18 protein-coding genes are annotated in these 16,874 nt (G+C 60.2%); 10 read left to right on the forward strand and 8 right to left on the reverse strand.

Features of this window, described 5'->3' with window-relative positions; translation table 11 throughout:
• Window position 1: 1 nt before the first annotated feature.
• The 6 genes from ACZ5SR_RS01635 (at window position 2) to ACZ5SR_RS01660 (ending at window position 5,210) form a co-directional block, all read left to right on the forward strand.
• A complete protein-coding gene (locus tag ACZ5SR_RS01635; RefSeq protein ID WP_464449857.1) occupies window positions 2-1,255 on the forward strand; it encodes a class I SAM-dependent methyltransferase in 1,254 nt (417 codons plus the stop codon).
• Window positions 1,256-1,260: 5 nt separating this feature from the next.
• Window positions 1,261-1,875, forward strand: coding sequence for a chalcone isomerase family protein (locus ACZ5SR_RS01640; protein ID WP_464449858.1), 615 nt, complete (start codon window positions 1,261-1,263; stop codon window positions 1,873-1,875).
• Complete coding sequence (locus tag ACZ5SR_RS01645; RefSeq protein ID WP_464449859.1) at window positions 1,872-3,233, forward strand: MFS transporter; 1,362 nt, start codon at window positions 1,872-1,874, stop codon at window positions 3,231-3,233. The genes ACZ5SR_RS01640 and ACZ5SR_RS01645 overlap by 4 nt, the downstream gene beginning before the upstream one ends.
• Before the next feature lie 32 nt (window positions 3,234-3,265).
• Entirely contained in the window at window positions 3,266-3,862 is a 597-nt protein-coding gene (locus ACZ5SR_RS01650; RefSeq protein WP_464449860.1) for a DUF3833 domain-containing protein, read from the forward strand.
• Between the two features lie 122 nt (window positions 3,863-3,984).
• The gene (locus ACZ5SR_RS01655; protein ID WP_464450997.1) at window positions 3,985-4,755 is read left to right on the forward strand and encodes an SDR family NAD(P)-dependent oxidoreductase; all 771 of its coding nucleotides are present in this window, start codon (window positions 3,985-3,987) and stop codon (window positions 4,753-4,755) included.
• Between the two features lie 20 nt (window positions 4,756-4,775).
• Entirely contained in the window at window positions 4,776-5,210 is a 435-nt protein-coding gene (locus tag ACZ5SR_RS01660) for a nuclear transport factor 2 family protein (RefSeq protein WP_464449861.1), read from the forward strand.
• Window positions 5,211-5,234: 24 nt separating this feature from the next.
• Here the strand turns inward: ACZ5SR_RS01660 and ACZ5SR_RS01665 are convergent, their stop codons facing one another.
• On the reverse strand, window positions 5,235-5,849 hold the full coding sequence (locus ACZ5SR_RS01665) for a glutathione S-transferase N-terminal domain-containing protein (RefSeq protein WP_464449862.1): 615 nt from the start codon (window positions 5,847-5,849) through the stop codon (window positions 5,235-5,237).
• 122 nt (window positions 5,850-5,971) lie between these two features.
• Here ACZ5SR_RS01665 and purB point away from each other — a divergent pair, with 122 nt between their 5' ends.
• Both purB and ACZ5SR_RS01675 read left to right on the forward strand, forming a co-directional pair.
• Window positions 5,972-7,372 carry an adenylosuccinate lyase gene (gene purB / locus ACZ5SR_RS01670; protein ID WP_464449863.1) on the forward strand — a complete coding sequence of 467 codons (1,401 nt, stop codon included), beginning with the start codon at window positions 5,972-5,974 and terminating at the stop codon, window positions 7,370-7,372.
• 7 nt (window positions 7,373-7,379) lie between these two features.
• Window positions 7,380-7,940 carry a YaeQ family protein gene (locus ACZ5SR_RS01675; RefSeq protein ID WP_464449864.1) on the forward strand — a complete coding sequence of 187 codons (561 nt, stop codon included), beginning with the start codon at window positions 7,380-7,382 and terminating at the stop codon, window positions 7,938-7,940.
• Window positions 7,941-7,996: 56 nt separating this feature from the next.
• On the opposite strand, the gene ACZ5SR_RS01680 is transcribed toward ACZ5SR_RS01675, so the two are convergent.
• A complete protein-coding gene (locus ACZ5SR_RS01680) occupies window positions 7,997-8,464 on the reverse strand; it encodes a DUF3717 domain-containing protein (RefSeq protein WP_464449865.1) in 468 nt (155 codons plus the stop codon).
• 48 nt (window positions 8,465-8,512) lie between these two features.
• Window positions 8,513-10,009 (reverse strand): M48 family metalloprotease, encoded by a 1,497-nt coding sequence (locus tag ACZ5SR_RS01685; protein ID WP_464450998.1) that lies wholly within the window; start codon window positions 10,007-10,009, stop codon window positions 8,513-8,515.
• Window positions 10,010-10,131: 122 nt separating this feature from the next.
• Here ACZ5SR_RS01685 and moaC point away from each other — a divergent pair, with 122 nt between their 5' ends.
• On the forward strand, window positions 10,132-10,623 hold the full coding sequence (gene moaC, locus ACZ5SR_RS01690; RefSeq protein WP_464449866.1) for a cyclic pyranopterin monophosphate synthase MoaC: 492 nt from the start codon (window positions 10,132-10,134) through the stop codon (window positions 10,621-10,623).
• Window positions 10,624-10,650: 27 nt separating this feature from the next.
• Here moaC and ACZ5SR_RS01695 read toward each other — a convergent pair whose 3' ends face one another.
• The 5 genes from ACZ5SR_RS01695 to sucC all read right to left on the reverse strand — a co-directional run bounded on the left by ACZ5SR_RS01695 (window position 10,651) and on the right by sucC (window position 15,673).
• The gene (locus ACZ5SR_RS01695) at window positions 10,651-12,129 is read right to left on the reverse strand and encodes a PglL family O-oligosaccharyltransferase (RefSeq protein ID WP_464449867.1); all 1,479 of its coding nucleotides are present in this window, start codon (window positions 12,127-12,129) and stop codon (window positions 10,651-10,653) included.
• 61 nt (window positions 12,130-12,190) lie between these two features.
• Entirely contained in the window at window positions 12,191-12,673 is a 483-nt protein-coding gene (locus ACZ5SR_RS01700) for a pilin (RefSeq protein ID WP_464449868.1), read from the reverse strand.
• Between the two features lie 66 nt (window positions 12,674-12,739).
• Window positions 12,740-13,456 carry a TerC family protein gene (locus tag ACZ5SR_RS01705; protein WP_464449869.1) on the reverse strand — a complete coding sequence of 239 codons (717 nt, stop codon included), beginning with the start codon at window positions 13,454-13,456 and terminating at the stop codon, window positions 12,740-12,742.
• Window positions 13,457-13,606: 150 nt separating this feature from the next.
• Window positions 13,607-14,503: a succinate--CoA ligase subunit alpha gene (sucD, locus tag ACZ5SR_RS01710; RefSeq protein ID WP_053173032.1), complete on the reverse strand. Its 897-nt coding sequence runs from the start codon at window positions 14,501-14,503 to the stop codon at window positions 13,607-13,609.
• 9 nt (window positions 14,504-14,512) lie between these two features.
• Entirely contained in the window at window positions 14,513-15,673 is a 1,161-nt protein-coding gene (sucC, locus tag ACZ5SR_RS01715) for an ADP-forming succinate--CoA ligase subunit beta (RefSeq protein ID WP_108312308.1), read from the reverse strand.
• A 136-nt stretch (window positions 15,674-15,809) separates the two neighbouring features.
• Here sucC and argC point away from each other — a divergent pair, with 136 nt between their 5' ends.
• On the forward strand, window positions 15,810-16,772 hold the full coding sequence (gene argC / locus ACZ5SR_RS01720) for an N-acetyl-gamma-glutamyl-phosphate reductase (protein ID WP_464449870.1): 963 nt from the start codon (window positions 15,810-15,812) through the stop codon (window positions 16,770-16,772).
• Window positions 16,773-16,874: the final 102 nt, after the last annotated feature.

Here is a 16,874-nt window from a genome sequence, read left to right on the forward strand (position 1 = left end):
GATGCCACCCTCCATGAAGACTGCCGACAACGCCCAAGCCTTGGGCCAGCGTACCGCCACCATTTCGCACGCCAGCCTGCCCAAAGCCGCTGCGCGCTTGCTGAGCCTGTTGACGCGCCTGAAGATGGGCACGCTCACCGTGCACGCGCCCGACGGCAACAACCAGGTTTTTGGCACGCACGAGGCCCCTTTTGCCACCTTGCACATCCACCGCTGGGAGATGTGCGCCGAGGTGCTCAAATCGGGTGACATTGGCTTTGCCGAAGGCTACATGGCCGGCGACTGGACCACACCCGACCTGGCCGCCCTGCTGCGCTTGACCATTGCCAACCGCGACCACATCGAAAGCGCGATTTACGGCCACTGGCTGGGGCGATTGTTCTACCGCATCAAGCACTTGCTCAACCGCAACAACCGCACCAACAGCCGCAAAAACATCCATGCCCACTACGACTTGGGCAATGCTTTTTATGAGCTGTGGCTGGACGGCACGATGAACTACTCATCGGCCTGGTTTGAAGGCGACCATACCAAAGACATGGCCGAAGCCCAAAAGGCCAAAGTACGCCGCGCCCTGCGCATGGTCAATGCCCAACCTGGCGACCGCGTGCTCGAAATCGGCTGCGGCTGGGGTGCTTTGGCCGAAGCGGCCACCACCGAGTTTGGCGCGCACATCACGGGCGTGACCCTGTCCACCGAGCAACTGGCGTTTGCCAACGCCCGCATGCAATCGCACGGCGTGCAACAGCGCGCTGATTTGCGCCTGCAAGACTACCGCGACATCAACGATGGGCCTTACGACGCGGTGTGCTCGATCGAAATGATCGAGGCGGTCGGCCAAGAATACTGGCCCACTTACTTTCAGACCATCAGCCGCATGCTCAAGCCCGGTGGCCGTGCGTGTGTGCAGAGCATCACGATCGACGACCGCTTTTTTGAGCGCTACTTGCAATCGACCGACTTCATCCAACAGTACATCTTTCCGGGCGGCTGCTTGCCCAGCCCCAGCGAGTTCCGCAAACAAGCGCAAGCGGCCGGGTTGCAGGTGGTCGATGAGCTGAACTTTGGCCCCGACTACGCCGAGACGCTGCGCCGCTGGCGCGAGAGCTTCATGTCGCAACTGGCCACTGTGCGGACCTTGAAGTTTGACGACCGCTTCATCCGCTTGTGGGAGTTTTATCTGGCCTATTGCGAAGCCGCCTTTGACGAGGCCAACATCGACGTGATCCAGTTCACTTTGGCCAAACCGGCTTGAAGCCCATGAACCGCTCACACCCAACCATCCGCGCATGCCGCTCACACACATGGGGTGTGCGGGTTCTGGGCTGTGCGCTGTTGATGGGTGCGCTCGCAGTTGAGGTGCGGGCGCAGAGCACCCCTGTGGCCAACCCGAATGCGGCTTTTTCACGCCCCGAAGTGACGGGCCTGGGCGGCGTCGTCCCCACCGCGCCTGTGCGCTTGCGCGTCTGGGGTTTCGAGGTGTACGACGTCCGTTTGTGGACCCCTGTGGGTTTTCGGCATGGGCAATACACGCAGTTTCCATTTGCGCTGGAGTTGCAGTACTTGCGCAAACTTGAAGGTGCGGCCATTGCCAGCCGCTCGATTGATGAGATGCGGCGCGTCGGCAGCTTCAGCGATGCGCAAGCGCAAAGTTGGCTGGCCGCCATGCGCGAGCTGTTTCCGGATGTGCGTCAGGGCGAGCGCATCACCGGCATCAACCTGCCTGGCGATGGGGCCGAGTTCTGGGTCAACGGCCAACGTGTGGGTGTGGTGAAAGACCCGGCTTTTGCGCGATTGTTTTTCGGCATCTGGCTCGATGAGCGCACCTCCGAGCCCAAAATGCGCGCCCAGCTGCTGCAAGGCTTGCAGCCATGAGTGCCGCTGTCCATTCGGATCCGACGACATCGGCGGCTGTGCCGCGACAGACCTCGGCCGCTTATGGCTTGCTGGGTTTGCCTCTGGCCTTTGTGGCTTTGCCGGTCTATGTGCATTTGCCCAATGTGTATGCCCAGCAATATGGCGTGACGCTGTCCGCTTTGGGCGCGGTGCTCTTGCTCAGTCGCAGCATCGACGCGGTGGTGGACCCTTGGCTTGGGCGATGGGGTGACAAGCTGTACCGCCACTCGTGGCAGGCCGTGTGGTTGGCGGCGTTGCTGATGGCGCTGGCTGTGGCGCTGGGCTTTGCGGCTTTGTTTTTTCCACCTGCGTCGGCCTTGTCGCCCACGGGTTTGTTGGTGTGGGTGGCCGCAGCGCTCACGCTCAGCCATCTGGCCTACAGTGGTTTGGGCATCTTGCACCAGGCCTGGGCCGCGCGCCAAGGCGGTGGGGGCATTGCGCAAAGCCGCTGGGTGGCTTGGCGTGAAGGGTTTGCATTGATCGGGGTGTTGCTGGCGTCCGCCTTGCCCGCGCTGTGGGGATGGGGGCCGACCACGGCCCTGCTGGTGCTCATGCTAGGGTTGGGCTTGTTTTCTTGGCGGCGGGTTGCACGCAGCGCTTTGGCATCGACCATTGCGGTGGACTCTGGGCATGCCGTGGGCAGCCTTTGGCAGCCTTGGCAGCACGCTGGCTTTCGCCGCCTGTTGATGGTGTTCATGCTCAATGGCTTGGCCAGCGCCGTGCCCGCCACGCTGGTGCTGTTTTTTGTGCAAGACCTGTTGCAAGCGCCCAAAGCCATGGAGCCGCTGTTTCTGGGTTTGTATTTCGCCGCCGGGGCGCTGTCGTTTCCGCTGTGGCTCAAGGTGATCGACCGCATTGGCTTGCTGCGTACTTGGGCCACCGGCATGGCTTTGTCGGTGCTGGCTTTTGTGAGTGTCATCACGCTGGGCGCGGGCGACACCACCGGTTTTTTAGTGGTCTGCGCTTTGTCGGGCATGGCGTTAGGCGCTGACCTCACCGTCCCCGGCGCCTTGCTCAACCAGTTGATTGACCGTTGCGGTGAGCGGGGCCGCACAGACGGCGCGTTCATGGGCTGGTGGAATCTGGCCACCAAACTCAATCTGGCTTTGGCCGCTGGGCTGTCTTTGCCATTGCTCGGCTTGTGGGGTTATGCCCCAGGCCAGCAGGGTGCCGATGCCGTGCTGGCGCTGGGCCTGGCTTATGGCCTGCTGCCCTGTGTGCTCAAGCTTTTGGCCGGACTGGCTTTGTACGCGGGCTTGATGCGTCGCCCTGATTTGATGTCGGGGCCTGAATTGGCGCACCCTTCAGCCCATCCTTCGGCTCACCCTTCTGCATGAGCCGCTTTGAACAGACAACACGGGAGCCCTCCATGCAACAACCCTACTCCGCCATGATCCACCGCCGCACCGCCCTGAGGCGCTTAGGCGCTTTGTCCATGGTGGCGGCCACGCCATTTGTGGCCAGCTGCGCCGGGCCACAGGTGCAACAGTACGCACAAGAAAAACCGCTGCTGGATTTGCGCACCTACTTCACTGGCACCATCGACGCGTGGGGCGTGTTCACCGACCGCAGCGGCCAGGTGGTCAAGCGCTTCACGGTGGTGATGGACTGCAGCTGGAATGGCGACGAGGGCGTGTTGGACGAGGCCTTTGTGTACTCGGACGGCACCAAACAGCGCCGCATCTGGAAGCTCAAGGCCGGGCCCAATGGCAGCTACACGGGTCGCGCCGACGACGTGGTGGGCGAGGCTTCGGGCCAAGTCAGCGGCAACGCATTCCGCTGGGGCTACACCCTGGCGTTGCCCGTTGATGGTCGGGTCTGGAACGTCGACTTTGACGACTGGATGTACCTGATGGACGACCGCGTCATGCTCAACAAAGCCACCATGAGCAAATGGGGGGTGAAGCTGGGTGAGGTCACACTGTCATTCACACGCCGCACGCCTTTGGCGGCCAAGCCGGGTTGATGCGCATGAACACCACTTCACCAGGCGCGGCAGCACTGGCCACTGAAACGGCCGAGATGCCCATGCCCAAAGTGGGACCGCAAACCACCCCACCCCCTGCGCAGGTGCCAACCCGAAGCTGGCTGCAGCTCAACACGCCCCTCACCGATTGGCAAGGCCGCCGGGTCTGGCTGGTCGGCGCATCCACCGGCATTGGCCTGGCCTGCGCGCAAGCGCTGCGCGCGGCTGGGGCCCAGGTGGTGGTGTCGGCCCGCAACCCCCAAGGCGTGCAGGACTGGGCCGCGAAAGATGCGGGTGTGCAGTGGCGCGCGCTCGACGTGAGCGATGCATCCCAAGTGGAGGCCACGGCCCGCGCCCTGCTGGCCGAAGGCCCGCTCGACATGGTGGTTTATGCGGCGGGCTTCTACCGCGCGCAACGTGCCACGGCCATGGACATGGACGACTTGCTGCAGCACGACAAGGTCAATTACCAAGGCGCGTTGCAGGTGATTCATGCAGTGCTCCCCGGCATGCTCGCGCAAGGCCGTGGGCACATCAGCCTGCTCAGCAGCGTGGCGGGTTGGCGTGGCTTGCCCAATGGTCTGGCTTACGGCCCGACCAAGGCCGCCCTCACCCACCTGGCCGAGACGCTGTACATGGATTTGCAAGACCAAGGCATTGGTGTGAGCGTGGTCAACCCCGGGTTTGTGGCCACGCCGCTCACGGCGCAAAACCAGTTCACCATGCCCGCCCTGATCAGCCCCGAAGAAGCGGCTCGCGAGATGCTCAAGGGCTGGGCCAAAGGCCAATTTGATATCCATTTCCCCAAACGCTTCACCCTTTGGCTGAAGTTGCTGCGCTTGTTGCCCTACCGCCTGTACTTCCCCTTGGTGCGCAAGTTCACGGGGCTTTGAGCCCGAATGGAAAACGACTCATGAACAGCAGACAAGCCACCGACAACCTGGCCACTTTTTTTCAAACGCTGTCGCCGCAGAGTGTGGCGCAGCTGCACACGGTCTACGATGAACAAGCCACGTTCAAGGACCCGTTCAACGAGGTGCAGGGCTTGCCCGAGATCGAGCGCATTTTTCGGCACATGTATGTGGCACTGCACCAGCCGCACTTTGTCGTGACCGGCCAGGTGGTGGATGGCGCCCAAGCCTTTTTGACCTGGGAATTTCGCTTTCGCTTCAAGCGCTTTGACACCACCACCTTGCAAGCCGTGCGCGGTGCCAGCCATGTGCTGTTCAACGCGCAGGGTTTGGTGACCATGCACCGCGATTACTGGGATGCGGCCGAAGAGCTGTACGAAAAATTGCCGGTGTTGGGTGGCGTGATGCGTTGGCTCAAAAAACGCGCCAACACCTGAACTTCCAGCGGTTTGCCGAAAACCTTATCCCGGCAAACTGTCCACAAAGCTCGGCCGCTGAGCCAACTTGTCGTAGAGCTTGTGCAGGTTCGGGTAAGGCGTGCGCCAGTCGATTTGCGGGAAGCGGAAATCCAGATAGCCCACGGCACAGCCTACCGCGATGTCAGACAAAGTCAGGTGGATGCCGGAGCAAAACGCTTTGTCACCCAGACCGTTGCTCATGGCACGCAGGGCATGCTGAATTTTGTCCAGTTGGCGGTCGATCCAGGCTTGGCTGCGCTGGCTGTCTTGGCGCTCGGTCCAGACCGCTTCCATGCGCGCCAGCAAGGCCGCATCCAGCAGGCCATCGGCCAAGGCCTCCCAAGTTTTGACCTCTGCGCGCTCACGCCCTGCTGTGGGGATCAACTTGCCCACGGGCGATAAGGTGTCCAGATATTCAACGATCACGCGCGAATCGAATACCGCTTCACCGCCCTCCATCACCAAGCATGGCACCTTGCCCAAGGGGTTGGTGGCGTGAATGCTGGTCTGTGCGGACCAAACATCTTCGGTGACAAACTGGTAGTCCAGTTTTTTCTCGGCCATGACGATGCGCACCTTGCGAACATAAGGACTGGTGACGGAGCCGATGAGTTTCATAGAAGAGGGGTTGGTGCCAATGAACGATGGCCGATTCTAGGTGAAACACGTGCGGATTTACCGCGCGTGTATCTATTTGGGAAAGAGGCTGGTTGCAGAGTGGCGGGAATTACAATCAAAGGATGAATTTCACCCCCATTTCCGCCCTGTCGCCGCTGGATGGCCGTTATGCCAGCAAACTCAATGCCTTGCGCCCGCTCATGAGCGAGCAGGGTTATATGCACCGCCGCGTTCAGGTCGAAATCGCCTGGTTCATCGCTTTGTCCGATGCGGGCTTTGCCGAATTCAAGCCCCTGACGCCCGGTGCACGCACTTATCTGACTGGCTTGGTGAAGAATTTCAGCGAAGCCGATGCCTTGGCCATCAAGGCCTTTGAAAAGACCACCAACCATGACGTCAAAGCGGTGGAGTACTGGATCAAGGAAAAGTTCAAGGACCGCCCCGAGTTGGAAAAAGCGGCCGAGTTTGTTCACTTTGCCTGCACCAGCGAGGACATCAACAACACCAGCCACGCTTTGCAGCTCAAGGGTGCGCGCGCTCAAGTGCTCTTGCCTGGCCTCGATGGCCTGATTGCCAAATTGCGCGAGATGGCGCACACATTTGCAGAAGTTCCCATGCTCAGCCGCACGCATGGCCAGACCGCCAGCCCCACCACCGTGGGCAAGGAAATGGCCAACGTCGTGATGCGCCTGAAGGGTTGCCGCGACAAAATCGCAGCCGTTCAGCTCATGGGCAAGATGAACGGTGCGGTGGGCAACTATAACGCCCACCTGTCGGCCTGGCCTGACTTTGACTGGGAAGCTTTTGCACGGAAAGTGGTGGAGACGCCCGAGTTGAGCGAAACACAAGCGAGTCAATGGGGCTTGGGCCTGACGTTCCAGCCCTACAGCATCCAGATCGAGCCGCACGATTACATGGCCGAGTTGTTTGATGCAGTGGCCCGCAGCAACACCATCTTGATCGATCTTTCGCGTGACATCTGGGGTTATGTGAGTTTGGGTTATTTCAAGCAGCGCCTCAAAGCTGGCGAAATTGGTTCTTCCACCATGCCGCACAAGGTCAACCCGATCGACTTTGAAAACGCCGAAGGCAATCTGGGTCTGGCCAACGCCGTGCTCAAGCACTTGTCTGAAAAGCTGCCGATCAGCCGTTGGCAACGCGACCTGACCGACTCCACCGTGCTGCGCAACATGGGTGTGGGTTTGGGCTACACCGCACTGGCCCATGCTTCGCTCATGACCGGCTTGAACAAGCTCGAACTCAACGAAGAAGCCTTGGCCTCCGATCTCGACGCCGCCTGGGAAGTGCTGGCCGAGCCGATCCAGACCGTGATGCGCCGCTATGGCGTGCAGGGCGCTTATGAAAAGCTCAAGGAAGTTACGCGTGGCAAGTCAGTCAGCGCCGCCGACCTGCATGGTTTGATTCAGGGCTTGGAGATTCCGCAAGCCGACAAGGACCGCTTGCTGGCCATGACGCCGGGCAGTTATGTCGGCAAGGCCGCCGAGTTGGCCCGTCGGGTTTAAGGTTCCCATGGCCCTCAAATCCACCATCTACAAAGCCAACCTGTCGATCGCTGACATCGATCACAGCTATTACGAAGACCACCAGCTTACGCTGGCGCGTCACCCCAGCGAGACCGATGAGCGCATGATGATCCGCCTGTTGGCGCTGGCCATCAACGCCTACAAGTTGCAAGCCGTGTGCAACGGCGACGGCAAATTGGCCTTTGGTGCGGGTTTGTCTGATCCGGACGATCCAGATGTGAGCCTGCGCGACTTCACCGGCCAAACGCGCATGTGGATCGAAGTCGGTCAGCCTGAAGACAAGCCCATTATGAAAGCCTGTCAGAAAGCCGATGAGGTGCTGCTGTATTGCTTCAACCACGCGGCTGAAGTTTGGTGGAAAGGCATCGAGACCAAGCTCACCCGCTTGGACAAATTGCAGGTTTGGCGCGTGCCGACTGAAGGCTCGCAAGAGCTGGCGAAATTGGCCGAGCGCAGCATGCAACTGCAAGCCACTGTGCAAGAAGGCTCCGTCACCTTCAGCAGCGACAAGGGCAGTGTCCACATCGAGTTGATCCGCTGGAAGTGATGCCAATCCACGGGTTGTGATGTATCTCATCCCGGACAGGCTCCGGGAGCCATGGCTCAATCCGCAGCTTTCAGGTCCAGCTTCGTTTGCGCCTCTGCCGCCGCTTTGGCCCATTGGCGATTTTCAGCAGCGCGCTCGGCATAACGGTTGAATCGCCATGAGGTGCCGTCAACCGTGATGCGTCGCCAGACGGCGCGCTTTTCGCCTGAACTCATCTCGGTCCAATGCTGTACTTCCTCAAAGCTGCGGCCGCAACCTTTGCAGGTCTCATCGCCTTGGCTGGTGGAGCAAATGGCAATGCAAGGCGTGTCGGGTGTGCTGGCGTACCAGTCTTGCCAGGCTTCTGCAGCAGCCAAAGGCAGCGTGAACTCGTCGGCCAGGTCTTGCCTGTGATAAACCATCAAGCCATACACCTCAGCCAATGCGCGCAACTCGCGTGGCAAGGTGATCCCATCGGGTGAGGGGTTTTTGAGGCGCCAATGGTTGATGGCCGCTTCAATGTCGGTGATGTGAATTCCGGCCATGGCATGTGTGAAGAAGGAGCGCGATCATAGCGCTTTCGGGATGCTGGCTCAACGCTCGGCTTGCATGTCCCGTATTTGAGCTTGTGCTTGGCGCAAGCGGGTGTCCACAATGGAGGCTTCGATGTGGTCACCGGCTTGCAGCCGGTTATTTTTGGCCCAGTCTTGCGCAGCCCGAAAGCGGTCCACCGCGCCGGTCCAATCCATCCGCGCCATTTGGGCTTCCCCCTCAGCACGCAGTGACGCAAGCGTCTGCCCCTGCAAGGCCAGCATGCTGGCCAGGGTGTTCCAGGCCTGCGCATCGTGCGGCGCTTGTGTCACTTGTTCGCGCAGTTTTTGGGTGATGCTGGCGCGTGCCGGATGGGGTGGCAAGCGCAAGAGGGTTTGCGCGGTGGCGATGAGCTCTGGACGTGGCAACGGTGCTTGGTTCAGGCTTTCGAGCACTTGGAGTGCCACCGCAAAACGCTCTTGCTTGGAGGCCACCTCGGCCTGCAGCAAGATCACCAAGCGCTTGGCTTCGGGCGTGGCCGACGTCAAGAGTGACAACTGCTGCCAGCTGCGCTCAGCCGCTGCCATATCCCGCAACTGCAGGTGGGCCAAGGTGGCCGCATACAGAGCCCCCGCCTGTTGCGCCGTATGGGCTTGAGGCGAGATGACCTTGCCGCCCTGCGCCCAGGCCTTCAATGCTTCCACACTGTTTTGTGACATCACCCTGGCGCGAGCAGCCAGCATGGCCTGCACCATGTTGCTGCTTGTGCGAGGGCTGGCGCTGTTGAGCTGCAAGCGTGCCTGCATGTCGGCGATGCGTTCGGTGGTCAGAGGGTGGCTTCGCAGGTACGGGTAAGCGCCGCTGTCGTTCACGCCAGCGGCTTGCTGCAATTTGCCAAACATGCCGACAAAGCCCTGTGGGTCATAACCTGCGTCCGCCAAGATGCCATAACCCACTCGGTCAGCCTCACGCTCCATGTCGCGTGAATAGCTCAGTTGAGACTGCATCGCCGCGGCCTGTCCGCCCACGATCAGGCCATGCGCCGCTTGCGGGTTCTTGCTGACCGCGATGGCCCCCAAGATCATCGACCCGATCACCCAGGGCGTCATCTTGGCTTGCTCGTCCATGGAGCGCGCGATGTGGCGTTGTGTGACGTGGCTCAATTCGTGCGCCAGCACCGAAGCCAACTCATCGTTGGAGCTGACGACGGCGATCAGGCCCAAATGCACTCCCAAGTAGCCGCCGGGCAAGGCAAAGGCGTTCACCGAACGGTCGCGGCCCAGCAGGATGCGCCAGGCAAACCGCTCTTGCAAATCCGTTGACAGCTCGCCCCTTGCTGCAGCCGCCTTGACCAGCGGTGCCCACAGGCGTTGGATGTATTCGTCCAGAACGGGGTCTTCCAGATAATCCGGGTCGCGGTAAAGCTCACGCGCGATGCGGTCGCCCAATTTGCGCTCTGCACCCAGTGAAATGCCTTCGCTGTTGCCCAAAGACGGTAAGGCGCCCGATTGCGCCCAGCCGGCCTGCGAGCCCAAGGCGCCCAGCAACAGGACCAGCATCAGTTTGGAGGGGCGGAATATGTTTTTCAAGGTGATCGACGTCCTGTGGATTGACCCATTGATGGCCGTATGATGCGCCATTCTTGTCAACCTTTTGTAAATGGTTTTTAAGCCACACAGCCATGACCCAGTCTACCGATGTCTTGACCCATTTTGATGCCCAAGGCCAGGCCCATATGGTGGATGTGGGAGCCAAGTCCAGCACCCGCCGCATCGCGGTCGCAACGGGCCGCATCGACATGCTGCCAGCCACCCTCGCGCTGATCGCGTCGGGCACCGCCAAAAAAGGCGATGTGCTGGGCATCGCCCGCATCGCCGGCATCATGGGCGCCAAAAAGACCAGTGAGCTGATACCGCTGTGCCACCCGATTGGTCTGACGCGTGTGGCGGTGGACTTTGAAGTGTTGTCTGTCGAATCGGCCGTGGTGTGCACCGCGACCGCAGAAACCATTGGCCAGACCGGTGTCGAGATGGAAGCCTTGACCGCCGTGCAAGTGGCCCTGCTCACCATCTACGACATGTGCAAAGCCGTGGACCGGGGCATGACGATGAACGGCGTCACGCTCTTGGAAAAGCATGGGGGCAAGTCGGGGAGCTTTGTGGCGGGGCAGTGAAAACCGCATTTGCCGGCAGATGGGCCGTCAACGCGTAGGCAATGGCTCTGAAGGGAAGGCTGTACGAAACCGCGCTGTGTGCAGGTCCACCAAGTCCTGTTTGCCCAGCAGGTACGCACTTTGGATCAGTTGTCGGACCACCACCGGTTCGGGTGAGTAGTGCAGCATTTCCAGACTGGTGGCCAGCACCCATTGAGCGTTTTGCGGGGTGAGGCGGGTCAGGCTCAGCTCGGCAAACGTGCTTGACCGCTGGAAAAACCAGCTGCTGCGCGCTGCGCTCAGAGGATCCTCACGCCACACCGGCCAGCGCTCTGCGGCAGGCATGTAAATTTGCCTGGCACGGGCATAGTCTGCTCCGACCAGGCAGACGATTGCCAGGACCAAGCCGCCAACCAGTTGCCTAATGCGCGCAGCACCCGCCTTCAAGCTTGTTGAAGGGGCCAGCAGCAACAGTCCGCACAAGAGCACGGCCATCTGGAACGGGCCATACCAAAGCGGAAATTCCAGCAGGCTGTGCAAAGCGATGACGGCCAGCACTGACCATGCCAGCTGTGGGGTTGGCCACTGGCTGATCCAAGGCCGAGATTTAGCCAGAAGCGCCAGCAAGGCCAAACCCAAAGCGGCCGTCACCGGGATGCCCAGTGTGACGGCCAGGTGCAAGGGCAAGTTGTGTGCGTTGCCCAAAATCGCGCAGAACCTGTTTTCCGGTCCACCGGAAAACGGCGTGATGTAGTGGGCGTATTTGAGCTCGTCCCAGCCCCAACCTGTCCAAGGCTTTTGCCCCACCAGTTGCAGCACATTGCCCCAGAGCACGCGTCGGCTGCCACAGCCTTCGTCGTGACTCATGCGGCTCAAGGCGTCAACCACGTCCTGTCCTGAAAGCAGGCTCAAGCTCCTTGGCAGTGTCCAGTTGGCCAGCAGATAAACCGTGAATGCGCCAAAAACCAGGCCGACAGACAGTTTGGGGGCCTGCGGGTGGCTGCGCCAAGCCCAGAAGGTGACCAGGCCGCAGACCAGCAGCATGTGCAGCAAGCCGGTGCGCGATGTGGTGGCTGCATTGCCGATGGCCAGCAGGGCAAGCATCCACAGTGCGTGACCGGTTTTGAGCCCACGGGCTTGCCACCACAGCACCGCCAGCATGCCGATAGCCAGCAAGGTGGCCAATTGGTTGCGTTGGCGCAAGTTCGCGTTTGCTTCGCCCAAGGCAGCCACATGCAGCCAAGGGCTGAAGATTTCAGCCGCCCCAAAATACTGGATCAGCCCCATGACGCTGCTGATCAGGGCTGCCATGGTCCATGCCCGAGCCACATCCAAGGCCTGAATGCGCGGGGCCCACAACATCAGCAAGCCGATACAGGCCCAACTGACCAGCAAGGGCACCGTGTTCGCTTGTGGTGAAGGTGACCAAGGCGCAAGCCATGGCAAAACCAACAGCCCCCCCAAAGCCATTCCGGTGCCCCATGTGGGGAGGCTGATGGGTTGATGACCGTTGTGATTCAATGCCATGCGCCAGCCACCATGAAAAACGCCCTGGGTTCAGCAGGGCGTTGTGATGTGCAAAAAACCTTCAAGATGTTTTGCATGAAGCAGGCAGGTACTTGACCGGCAAGCCGTTGCTGCTGGCAGGGCCACAGCGCCAGCCGGAGATGGTCTTGCCGCCATCGGTGCTGCCATTAATGGCGGTATCGCCGGTTTGCAGTGGGGTTAAGGCGATGGTGTTGGCCGATGCGCTGGTGCTGCCGCGCAGCGCTTCATGGTTGCCCACCACCGTGATCACACCATTGCCATCCACGGCCACGCTGGCCACGTATTTGCTGGTTTGGCTCTCGCAGACTTTGGGCAAAGCGGCTGACACATTCGCATCCGACGCGGAACTGACGGCTTCGTTGACCGCTGTCTTGCAGCCATTGGCCGCCAACAACATTTCGGACACCTTGGCCCGGATGGTGTAATCCTGGTAAGCCGGCAGGGCCAGCGCGCCCAGAATACCGATGACCGCGATCACGATCATCAGCTCAATCAATGTCAAACCTTGTTGGTTTTTTGGCATGGTTTTCCCCCCTGGTGAATGGCCCTCGATGGTAATTGATTCACCCACCGAAGGCCTGTTTTCAGTTCACGAGGCGGTGTCTTCAGCCTTTGCTGGGCGACGGGCCATGATCAGTTTGCCCAAAGCCAACACCAGCAAGGCGCCCGCAATGCCCAAGCCGTAGCCCCAAGCTTTGTCTTGCGGCAGGTAAGCCACCAGGCCGGGATCGGTTTGGATCATGGTGCCGGCAATCCAGCCCAGCAGCATGCCACCGGCGGTGATGATCATCGGGAAGCGGTCCATCAACTTGAGCACCAACTGGCTGCCCCAGACAATGATTGGGATGCTGACCAACAAACCGAAGATGACCAAAGGCATTTGGTGGTCGGCGTTGCCCGAAGTCTGAGCGGCACCTGCGATGGCGATCACGTTGTCCACGCTCATGACCAAGTCGGCAATGATCACGGTTTTGACTGCGCCCCAAAGCTTGTCGCTGCCCTGGATGTTGCTGTGGTCGTCTTCTTCATCGGGGGTGAGCAGTTTCACGCCGATCCAGATGAGCAAGAGCGCGCCCACGAACTTGAGGAAAGGAATCGCCAGCAGGGTGAGTGCGAAGAAGATCAGGATGACGCGCAACACGATGGCACCGGCGGTGCCCCACATGATGCCTTTGGTGCGTTGGTGGTCGGGCAACTGGCGGCAGGCCAGTGCAATCACCACGGCGTTGTCACCGCCCAGCAAGATGTCGATCATGATGATCTGCCCAACGGCAAACCAGAAAGTAGGGGTCAGAAATTCTTCCACGGTATTCCTTTTGTCATGGACGCAAGGTCTATTGACATGAGTTCTAAAAAACGAAAAGCCGGATTGTCCCGCAGGACATCCGGCTTGGCTATTGTGGCAAACCACAGCCTTGTTCAGGGGTCGGGCTTGTGACCCGAGGGAAAACCCTGATTATTTCAACTGAGCTTTGAGCAATTTGCCCAGTTCAGAGGGGTTGCGTGTGACGATGAAGCCGCACTCTTCCATGATGGCCAGCTTGGCGTCGGCCGTGTCGGCGCCGCCAGAGATCAAGGCACCAGCGTGGCCCATGCGCTTGCCGGGAGGGGCAGTCACACCGGCGATGAAGCCCACCACAGGCTTCTTCATGTTGGCCTTGCACCACATCGCGGCTTCGGCTTCGTCTGGACCGCCGATCTCACCGATCATGATCACGGCGTCGGTGTCTGGATCGTCGTTGAAAGCCTTCATCACGTCGATGTGCTTCAAACCGTTGATCGGGTCGCCACCGATACCGACGGCGCTGGATTGGCCCAGACCCACTTCGGTCAGCATTGCTACGGCTTCATAGGTCAAAGTGCCCGAACGGGACACCACGCCAATGCGGCCTTTGCGGTGGATGTGACCGGGCATGATGCCGATCTTGATTTCGTCAGGGGTGATCAGACCTGGGCAGTTGGGGCCCAGCAGCAGCGTGCGCTTGCCGCCAGCGGCTTCCTTGGCCTTCATCTTGTTGCGCACTTCGAGCATGTCACGGACCGGAATGCCTTCGGTGATACAGATGGCCATGTCCAAGTCGGCTTCCACAGCTTCCCAGATCGCAGCGGCTGCGCCAGCTGGGGGCACGTAGATCACCGACACGGTTGCGCCGGTTTGTGTGGCGGCTTCCTTGACGGAGGCGTAAATTGGGATGTTGAAGATGGACTCGCCAGCCTTTTTGGGGTTCACACCCGCGACGAAGCAGTTCTTGCCGTTCGCGTATTCCTGGCACTTCTCAGTGTGGAACTGACCGGTTTTGCCGGTGATACCTTGGGTGATGACTTTGGTGTCTTTGTTGATGTAGATGGACATGTGTGTTCCTTACTTGACGGCGGCAACAATGGCTGTCGCGGCTTCGGCCATGGTGTCGGCAGAGATGATCGGCAGACCGGATTCGGCCAGCATCTTCTTGCCCAGCTCGTCGTTGGTGCCCTTCATGCGCACGACCAATGGCACAGACAGGTTCACGGCCTTGCAGGCGGTGATCACGCCAGTGGCGATGGTGTCGCACTTCATGATGCCGCCGAAGATGTTGACCAAAATGCCTTTGACATTCTTGTTGGCCAGCATGATCTTGAAGGCTTCAGTGACTTTCTCGGCTGTCGCGCCGCCGCCCACGTCCAAGAAGTTGGCGGGCTCGCCGCCGAACAACTTGATGGTGTCCATGGTGGCCATGGCCAAGCCAGCGCCGTTGACCAAGCAACCGATGTTGCCGTCCAGGCTGATGTAGGCCAAGTCGAACTTGGAAGCTTCCACTTCAGCAGGATCTTCTTCGTCCAGATCGCGGTAAGCCACGATTTCAGGGTGACGGAACAAGGCGTTGGCGTCGAAGTTGAACTTCGCGTCCAAAGCCATCACGTTGCCTTTGCTGTCGCGGTTCAGGGGGTTGATTTCCACCAACGAAGCGTCGGTTTCCATGTAGCACTGGTACAGCTTCTTGAAGATGTCCACGGCTTGGGCGGTGGAGTCAGCAGGCATGCCGATGGCGTCCGAAATCTTCTTGGCTTGGGCATCGCCCAGACCGGTCAGAGGATCGATGAACTCGGTGATGATTTTCTCGGGAGTGGAGTGGGCCACTTCCTCGATGTCCATGCCGCCTTCGCTCGAAGCGATGAAAGCGATCTTTTGGGTGGCGCGGTCGGTGACCACGGACACGTAATACTCTTTGTTGATGTCAGCGCCGTCTTCAATATAGAGGCGACGGACTTTTTGGCCTTCGGGGCCAGTCTGGTGGGTCTTGAGCTGCATGCCCAGGATTTCGCCAGAGATGCGCTTGACGTCTTCAATGGTCTTGGCCACTTTGACGCCGCCGCCTTTGCCACGGCCACCGGCGTGGATCTGGGCTTTGACCACCCAAACCGGGCCGCCGAGTTTTTGAGCGGCTTCGACCGCCTCTTGTACGGTGAACGCCGGGATGCCGCGGGGAACAGGCACACCGAATTGACGCAAGATTTCCTTGCCTTGGTACTCGTGAATCTTCATGAGGTCTTCTCTCAGAGGGTGGTTGATTTGACCGGTCTGCTGCGGTGATTCACCCGCCAGCAGGCTCTGGACACTGCAGCGTGCGACTGTATCATGCTGCAACGCACCAATCCTGAGCTCAGCGTCTTACATTGGCTTGACGCTGGGCGCACGAATTCTTGAGAAAGTAATACCCATGGCGAAAATTTTCATCGACGGCGAAGCCGGCACCACCGGTTTGCAAATCCGTGAGCGTTTGGCGTTGATGCCCCAAGTGCAGGTGCTGAGCATCGATCCGGCTCGCCGCAAAGACCCTGAAGCCAAACGCGAGCTGATGGCCGCGGCCGATTTGGTGGTGCTGTGTCTGCACGACGATGCGGCCATCGAATCGGTGGCCATGATCGACGCATTGACGGGCCACAAGCCCCGCATCGTGGACGCCTCCACCGCGCACCGCTGCCATCCTGATTGGGTTTACGGTTTCCCGGAGCTGACGGCCGGACAGGCACAAAAGGTTCAACACGCCGAACGCGTGGCCAACCCCGGCTGCTACGCCACAGGGGCCATCGCACTGTTACGTCCGCTGATTGACGCGGGGCTAATTCCTGCCAATTACCCAGTTTGCCTGCCCTCCGTGAGCGGTTATTCGGGTGGCGGCCGCACCATGATCGAAGACTACGAAGCCGGCAAAGCCCCGCTGTTTGAAGCCTATGCTCTGGGCCTCAAGCACAAGCACATCCCTGAAATCATGGCCTGCACCGGCCTGACCTGCCGACCTCTGTTTGTGCCGGCGGTGGGCAATTTCCGCCAGGGCATGCTGGTGCAGCTGCCTTTGCACTTGGACGCTTTGCCGGGCAAACCGACGGGTGCTGACCTGCATGAAGCACTGCGCGCGCACTATGCCGCCAGCCAGGCTGCAGGCGGCTGGGTGAGCGTGGAGCCCGCCACGACCGACGCCAAACTCGACGCCACGGCGCTCAACGACACCAACAAACTGGAATTGCGCGTGTTTGCCAACGAAGAAGCCCGCCACGCGGTGCTGATCGCCCGGCTGGACAACCTGGGCAAAGGGGCCAGCGGCGCGGCAGTGCAAAACATCCAGCTGATGCTCGGTTTGTAATTCACCTGCCAAGTGGGTTCATCGCGTCTGCCCTGTGGGCGCGAGCCCCTGCTCGCGAGTGCCTGCGGATCTGCAGAGCCAATCATTGGGCATCAGAGCCAT

This window comes from Limnohabitans sp. TEGF002, from assembly GCF_055395845.1.

Bases quoted from the DNA above. Each gene is read 5' to 3' on its own strand.
- ACZ5SR_RS01635 (WP_464449857.1), top strand. From the start codon at position 2: ATGCCACCCTCCATGAAGACTGCCGACAACGCCCAAGCCTTGGGCCAG.
- ACZ5SR_RS01640 (WP_464449858.1), top strand. From the start codon at position 1,261: ATGAACCGCTCACACCCAACCATCCGCGCATGCCGCTCACACACATGG.
- ACZ5SR_RS01645 (WP_464449859.1), top strand. From the start codon at position 1,872: ATGAGTGCCGCTGTCCATTCGGATCCGACGACATCGGCGGCTGTGCCG.
- ACZ5SR_RS01650 (WP_464449860.1), top strand. From the start codon at position 3,266: ATGCAACAACCCTACTCCGCCATGATCCACCGCCGCACCGCCCTGAGG.
- ACZ5SR_RS01660 (WP_464449861.1), top strand. From the start codon at position 4,776: ATGAACAGCAGACAAGCCACCGACAACCTGGCCACTTTTTTTCAAACG.
- ACZ5SR_RS01665 (WP_464449862.1), bottom strand. From the start codon at position 5,849: ATGAAACTCATCGGCTCCGTCACCAGTCCTTATGTTCGCAAGGTGCGC.
- purB (WP_464449863.1), top strand. From the start codon at position 5,972: ATGAATTTCACCCCCATTTCCGCCCTGTCGCCGCTGGATGGCCGTTAT.
- ACZ5SR_RS01675 (WP_464449864.1), top strand. From the start codon at position 7,380: ATGGCCCTCAAATCCACCATCTACAAAGCCAACCTGTCGATCGCTGAC.
- ACZ5SR_RS01680 (WP_464449865.1), bottom strand. From the start codon at position 8,464: ATGGCCGGAATTCACATCACCGACATTGAAGCGGCCATCAACCATTGG.
- ACZ5SR_RS01685 (WP_464450998.1), bottom strand. From the start codon at position 10,009: ATGCTGGTCCTGTTGCTGGGCGCCTTGGGCTCGCAGGCCGGCTGGGCG.
- moaC (WP_464449866.1), top strand. From the start codon at position 10,132: ATGACCCAGTCTACCGATGTCTTGACCCATTTTGATGCCCAAGGCCAG.
- ACZ5SR_RS01695 (WP_464449867.1), bottom strand. From the start codon at position 12,129: ATGGCATTGAATCACAACGGTCATCAACCCATCAGCCTCCCCACATGG.
- ACZ5SR_RS01700 (WP_464449868.1), bottom strand. From the start codon at position 12,673: ATGCCAAAAAACCAACAAGGTTTGACATTGATTGAGCTGATGATCGTG.
- sucD (WP_053173032.1), bottom strand. From the start codon at position 14,503: ATGTCCATCTACATCAACAAAGACACCAAAGTCATCACCCAAGGTATC.
- sucC (WP_108312308.1), bottom strand. From the start codon at position 15,673: ATGAAGATTCACGAGTACCAAGGCAAGGAAATCTTGCGTCAATTCGGT.